The sequence below is a fragment of the Dethiosulfatibacter sp. genome (assembly GCF_983023055.1).
Genome location: NZ_CEZJXU010000133.1, coordinates 1 through 5,506, shown reverse-complemented (window position 1 = coordinate 5,506; position 5,506 = coordinate 1). Strand labels below are relative to the sequence as shown.

Annotated in this window: 7 protein-coding genes; all 7 read right to left on the bottom strand. The window is 35.7% G+C overall.

Annotated features, from left to right (window positions below; genetic code table 11):
- Positions 1–635, bottom strand: a 635-nt coding sequence (locus tag AC3AX0_RS06180) for a PAS domain-containing protein (protein WP_487549433.1), incomplete at its 3' end; no start/stop codon positions are given.
- 3 nt (positions 636–638) lie between these two features.
- Positions 639–1,328: a response regulator transcription factor gene (locus tag AC3AX0_RS06175; protein WP_487549432.1), complete on the bottom strand. Its 690-nt coding sequence runs from the start codon at positions 1,326–1,328 to the stop codon at positions 639–641.
- A gap of 210 nt (positions 1,329–1,538) precedes the next feature.
- On the bottom strand, positions 1,539–1,883 hold the full coding sequence (gene pylSn / locus AC3AX0_RS06170; protein WP_487549431.1) for a pyrrolysine--tRNA(Pyl) ligase small subunit: 345 nt from the start codon (positions 1,881–1,883) through the stop codon (positions 1,539–1,541).
- Positions 1,884–1,898: 15 nt separating this feature from the next.
- Positions 1,899–3,047 carry a 3-methylornithine--L-lysine ligase PylC gene (gene pylC / locus AC3AX0_RS06165; protein WP_487549430.1) on the bottom strand — a complete coding sequence of 383 codons (1,149 nt, stop codon included), beginning with the start codon at positions 3,045–3,047 and terminating at the stop codon, positions 1,899–1,901.
- Positions 3,040–4,101, bottom strand: a complete 1,062-nt coding sequence (pylB, locus tag AC3AX0_RS06160; RefSeq protein ID WP_487549429.1) for a methylornithine synthase PylB — start codon at positions 4,099–4,101, stop codon at positions 3,040–3,042. The genes pylC and pylB overlap by 8 nt, the downstream gene beginning before the upstream one ends.
- A 108-nt stretch (positions 4,102–4,209) precedes the next feature.
- On the bottom strand, positions 4,210–5,016 hold the full coding sequence (gene pylD / locus AC3AX0_RS06155) for a 3-methylornithyl-N6-L-lysine dehydrogenase PylD (RefSeq protein ID WP_487549428.1): 807 nt from the start codon (positions 5,014–5,016) through the stop codon (positions 4,210–4,212).
- 17 nt (positions 5,017–5,033) lie between these two features.
- Positions 5,034–5,506 (bottom strand): pyrrolysine--tRNA(Pyl) ligase large subunit (gene pylSc, locus AC3AX0_RS06150; RefSeq protein WP_487549427.1); only part of this gene is annotated, 473 nt, incomplete at its 5' end.

Genomic DNA, 5,506 nt, shown 5'->3' with positions numbered 1-5,506 from the left:
TCTTCTATTGATGCTATTATGATTCTCATAACTATATCTTCCTGTCTTCCATTCTTGATTATGGAACACTTGCCCTGTATTGCTTGAGAAAGTTCATTTAGTTTTTCATTCAATACCGGTATGTCCTCTACATTAACACCCTGGATATCATTTCCCGATAAATTGAACATTTCAAGAAAAACCTGATTGAAATGAGTTATACTCATATTTTCATCTACTGCAATCATTCCTTCTTCAAGACTGTTAAGTACCTGATGGAGCCTGCTCTTCTCAATATAGAGTTGAGATACATTCCTGTAGAATTCTACGGCCAGCTTGTTCAGCGTCTTTCCAAGAAGTCCTACCTCACCTTCCAAAGTCTCGTCAGCCTCAACAGAAAAGTCTCCCTCAATCATGGAGATTCCTGCCGCTATGATATTCCTTATTGGTTTCACAATTCTCTTGAGGACAAGATGGGAAAGGACTGCAACAAAAGGTATTACTATTATCATAGCTATTACAAGTGCCTGGAAATGACTCAGTTCCGGCATAAGCTTGTCGGAAAATACCGTTTCCAAAAATGCAACCAGCGCGGCTGATATGAAAATTGCTGTAGATATTAGTATTGTAATTCGTTTCACTATGAAATTCTTCATATCCTATTCCACCTCGAATTTGTAGCCTACACCATAAACAGTCTGAAGGCTCCACTTCTTTCCTTCCTGAGGCAGCTTTGCCCTGATGCGTTTCACATGGGTGTCTACAGTTCTTGTATCTCCATAGAAGTCATATCCCCAGACCCTGTCAAGAATCTGCTCTCTTGAAAAAACCTGGCCGATGTTGGAAGCCATAAGATAAAGTATTTCAACTTCCTTTGGAGTGGATATTAAAACCTTTCCATCAAATTTTACCTGATATTTCTTTATGCTTATTTCAAGGTTGTCAAAGGTAAGCGTTGATGACTTTCCTTCAGCAGTGCTTTCACCAACCCTTCTTCTTACAGCCTTTATTCTGGCTACAACCTCTCTGGGACTGAATGGTTTAACTATATAATCGTCAGCCCCAAGTTCAAGTCCTAAAATCCTGTCTATCTCTTCTCCCTTGGCAGTTACCATTATTATGGGTATAGCACTTGTTTTTCTTATTTCCTTACATACATCAAGACCATTCATACCAGGCATCATTATATCAAGGACCACAAGTACGGGATTAGATTTTTCAAGTTCCTCCAGTGCCTCATTACCGTTGAATACTGAAATGCATCCAAAGCCTTCATTGTTCAAATATATCTTGAGGGATTCGTGTACCACCGGGTCATCGTCGCATATTAAAATGTTTTCTTCATACATCTGTCTACTTCCTTTATAATTAATAAGTGAGTTACACTTATTAAAATCTTTCAGCCCATTATAACACTATTGCTAATTATTTAAATTATTTTATTATTACAAATGGATTATATCTAATAAGACGCTTTATAGGATAGTAACTAAAAAATCAACACCACTCGTAAATCGAGTGGTGCTGATTTTATCAAATATATAGCAAAATATAAAATTTCAATTACTATTATTAGTGTTGTTTATATTAATTAGACCAGCACCATAGTTTTGATTAAAACCAGTAGTTGAATATTTTTCAAGTTTCCAGGAAGGAATCTTACATTTTTTACATGTGCTCCGGTACCACTTGTTCCTCATCCATCTGGCAGCATGTGATTTTTTAGATTTTTTTACTATGAATTTTTCATTGCAGTGAGTTGTAATTTCAGCATAGTTACCTTTTATTTCGATTTTTTTTATTCCATGAAGGGTACCATTTTTTGAAGGCCAAAGCTTTATCTTTTGCAAAAGGTCGAAAAAATCAATATGCTTACTATAATATCTTTTTATATTGTTAGCCATCTTTAAATTTTAAGCTTAAGTCATACATTCAAGCTTTTCCTCCTCATGGTTTTTTATCTTATAGATTGAATTCTTTCTTTTTTGCTCTACCTCGGATAAGTTGCCTCCAACATTAATAAGCGTACATCTCCAGCACTCTTTATCTTCTTCATAATCTGTCAAAACTTCATCGGAACCGTAAAATCCATATAAATAGTTTAAAAATCTGCAATCACCCATTATATGTTCACCCAACATTCTTAAATCCTGGTCTTCCACCAATATATGCTCATATGAAACATGTCGTCTAGCAGTATTTTCATGGTTGTCCAGCTTGCCAAACTTAAACAAGCAAAACAGTTCTTCTAAAAGATTCACTCCTGTGCTGTGATATACAACTGTAGGAGTCTGACTGGGAATCCTGGCATCAATTTCCAACACTTTCAGCACACCATCATCATCTATGACCTCAACATCCATTATTCCTTTCAACTCAATCAGTTCGGCAATTTTAACTGCAATATCCCTTAATTGATACTTTAGTTTAATGGAAATATCACAAGGAGCTGTTACTCTTTTACAATCATAGGATTCATCAACAATTATTTCTGTAATCTCATATGTTTTGTAATTTCCCGGAACACCAATTATCTCAATGGAGTATGATTTACCGGAAAGATATTCCTGAATTACAAGCCCATGTCTCCCTTGACTCTCTTTTATAATTTTATTTAATTCATCATCGTTTTTTACAAGCCTGACGCCTGTACTACCGCTTTCCGATGATGGTTTGACAATAAAAGGACCATCACAGTGTGGAAAATATTTAGGTGAAGCTATGTTGTTATCATGAAAAAGATTATCCGACATTATTTTTGACGAAGTTATTCTATACGCATCAAAATCAAAAGCAAGATTCAATTCATATTCTTTCAACAAATCATTCAGGAACTCCAGTACTTCATAGTTTTCAGTTGCAGGCAGAATCATATCTGCTTTTCCTATTTCCTTTAGAAATCCCTCTCTGTTTTTCAATATATCCATGCATATAAATTCATCACATAAGTTTTTAGCAGGTACATCTTTTTTCTTGTCAAAAAGTATTGACCTTATATTGGCTTTGCCGGCAAGATATGCAGCTTCCACCCCTTGCAGCTTGCCACCAACAATAGCGACACTATACATATAGTGCCTTTCTGCTACTTACATAGCTGCTATATTCAGATGAAGTTGCAGCTTTTAGATTCATTTCATTCAATATTTTATTTACACTTTCTACGCTTCTGTTTCCATCATCAATATCCTTGCAGCTTTGTGCCACTCCCTGCAATCCTTCACTTGGTAGAATAATTGAAGTGATAACATTTGCACCGGCATCCAATCTTGGTTTCAATCCATCAATCCCTTCTATGTCAAGAGATGCCGGAATCAATGAATTCTGACATAAGAGTCTCATGACTGCTATAGTCTTGAATTCCAACTCCTTGTTTAGTTCAACATCCCCCTTTAGAGGTATTCCCTCATGTGATACATAGGTCATAACCCTAACCTGATCAGCTTCCATTTTTTTCATTTCAAGAATTGAATCGGCAATATCCTCCAGTGTTTCGCCAACACCAACAAGTATACCTTCTTCAATAAGCATGCCACTGCTTTTCGCATGCAATTTTGCATTCATCCTGATATCATAATCCTGGTCTTTCCTAAGTAACTCAAACAAATTTCTGTTGTGGGTTTCCTGATAAAGGGCATACCATTCAATTCCAGATGAACTGAATCTGTCAATCAAGTCATGATCGACTACTCCCGGTGATATCATCATGGGAAGATTTGTTTGTTTTTCAACTTCAAATGAGGCATTAAAAACATCCTTGAAATCGCTATTGTGATAAAAAGGATCTTCACCCATTGTCAAATCAATAAGGTTCACACCTGAATCTTTCAATCTCAGTGAAATATCTATTATTTCATCAGTGTTTTTTCTGTATCTTTCTATGTTGTTCGATTTCCTGGAATAGCAAAAGTTACAATTATTCCTGCAGTAATTAGAAAAATAAACAAAGCCATACAAAAATATTTTATTCATAAAATTCCTGTTTCTTATCTCTCTTGCTGCATTATACAGCTTATTCAAGTCATTCTCATTATCCAATGAAAGAATATCCACAATTTCATCTTTTTTCAAGGTGTTTCCTGATAAAGCTTTTTTCAAAATATCATCTATACTTCTATTATTCATATTTTTATCTCCATAGTTTATTTGGCGGGGAGTCAGAGAGTTTCACTCTGCTACATAGATTTAGAGTCTACGCGATCAATCCGATCAACCCCCCATATTAACATTTTGTTATTTGCAAACCATTCCAGCCATTGTGGCAACACCTATAGGCAAATAGTCATGCAGCATTCTCTCTCCATAAATCTTATAGGCATCCTTGTCCAGTGATACGGGTACTCCTGGAGATACAATGATTACATCATCTTTCAGCATTCCCGGTTCAATCCAGCTCCCGGCATTTGTCGCATCAATTATTAAATCAAAATCAACGATGCTGCCTTTATCTTCAATCGGTATTCCACCGTCATCTATTATTTTATTGTATTTTTCATTGTTAATTTCATACACAAAAGATATTGCACATCTCTTTTTCAATTCTTTTAATATGACAGAGCCTACATTTCCATAACCTGCAATCAATACTTCTTTACCTGCTAAATTTCCATAATAAGCTTCTGCTGCAGTTACGAATCCAGCTGCTGTAGCGATACTATTGTCAGCAACAATATTTTCCTTAAGATTTATTGCAATAAACCTGTCATCGTCAGCCATGAACAGTATATCTGCTTCATGTAAATTTGCTTCATAAATTCCATCGACATCAGTATTTTTTGTTATAAAAACATTGAAACCCATATGCTCCAGTATTGAAAATACCGACTGTGAAAAACGACCTATGACACCCAATCCTGTTGTAACAGGTATAACTGCTATCTTTGAATCATCAACGAACTTATTCATATCAGTTTTTGATATATTGCCGGTAGCAGATGCCAATTCAAGATATCCCATTCCTGTTTTTGATATTAAATCATCCTCATATGTTCCAATGCTATCACTAATATCTTTTATCCAATCATTAATCAGCCTTGTCATTTTTGCCTCCAATTTCATCAGATATTCAATCTTGCTCCATTAATATACGATAGACTTCTACCTGCCCGCTTAATGTTTTGGTAGCCTTCAACTGCCATGGTTATTCTTTCCAGTCCAAATCCTATTCCAACCCATGTATTGAAGATACCCCAATGTTCATCCAAAACATGTGGTCCATATGCACCTGATGCCAGTTCTATTCCATTATGAACAATGTCAATGGTTTCACCATAAACTTCAGATGACTCTGTAACCAGTTCATAATCAACAAGGCCTATGGCATCCATTGCCAATTTAGCCAATTCTACAAGTCTTTCCATTTGCATGCCTTCTTCAACACTTGCCAATTCAACCAGGTTAAGCATTGTGAATTCATTCATATGATTTGCGCCCTGGGTTTCTTTTCTGAAACAAGGTCCAGATTCAAATATTTTAACCGGTTGATTTGTTACCTTGTGTAAATCCCTCATGACCGTATACAGGTTTGGAG

What these genes read in the sequence shown, in the direction of transcription:
- pylD (WP_487549428.1), bottom strand. Translation starts at nt 5,016, where the DNA reads ATGACAAGGCTGATTAATGATTGGATAAAAGATATTAGTGATAGCATT.
- pylSn (WP_487549431.1), bottom strand. Translation starts at nt 1,883, where the DNA reads ATGGCTAACAATATAAAAAGATATTATAGTAAGCATATTGATTTTTTC.
- pylB (WP_487549429.1), bottom strand. Translation starts at nt 4,101, where the DNA reads ATGAATAATAGAAGTATAGATGATATTTTGAAAAAAGCTTTATCAGGA.
- pylC (WP_487549430.1), bottom strand. Translation starts at nt 3,047, where the DNA reads ATGTATAGTGTCGCTATTGTTGGTGGCAAGCTGCAAGGGGTGGAAGCT.
- AC3AX0_RS06175 (WP_487549432.1), bottom strand. Translation starts at nt 1,328, where the DNA reads ATGTATGAAGAAAACATTTTAATATGCGACGATGACCCGGTGGTACAC.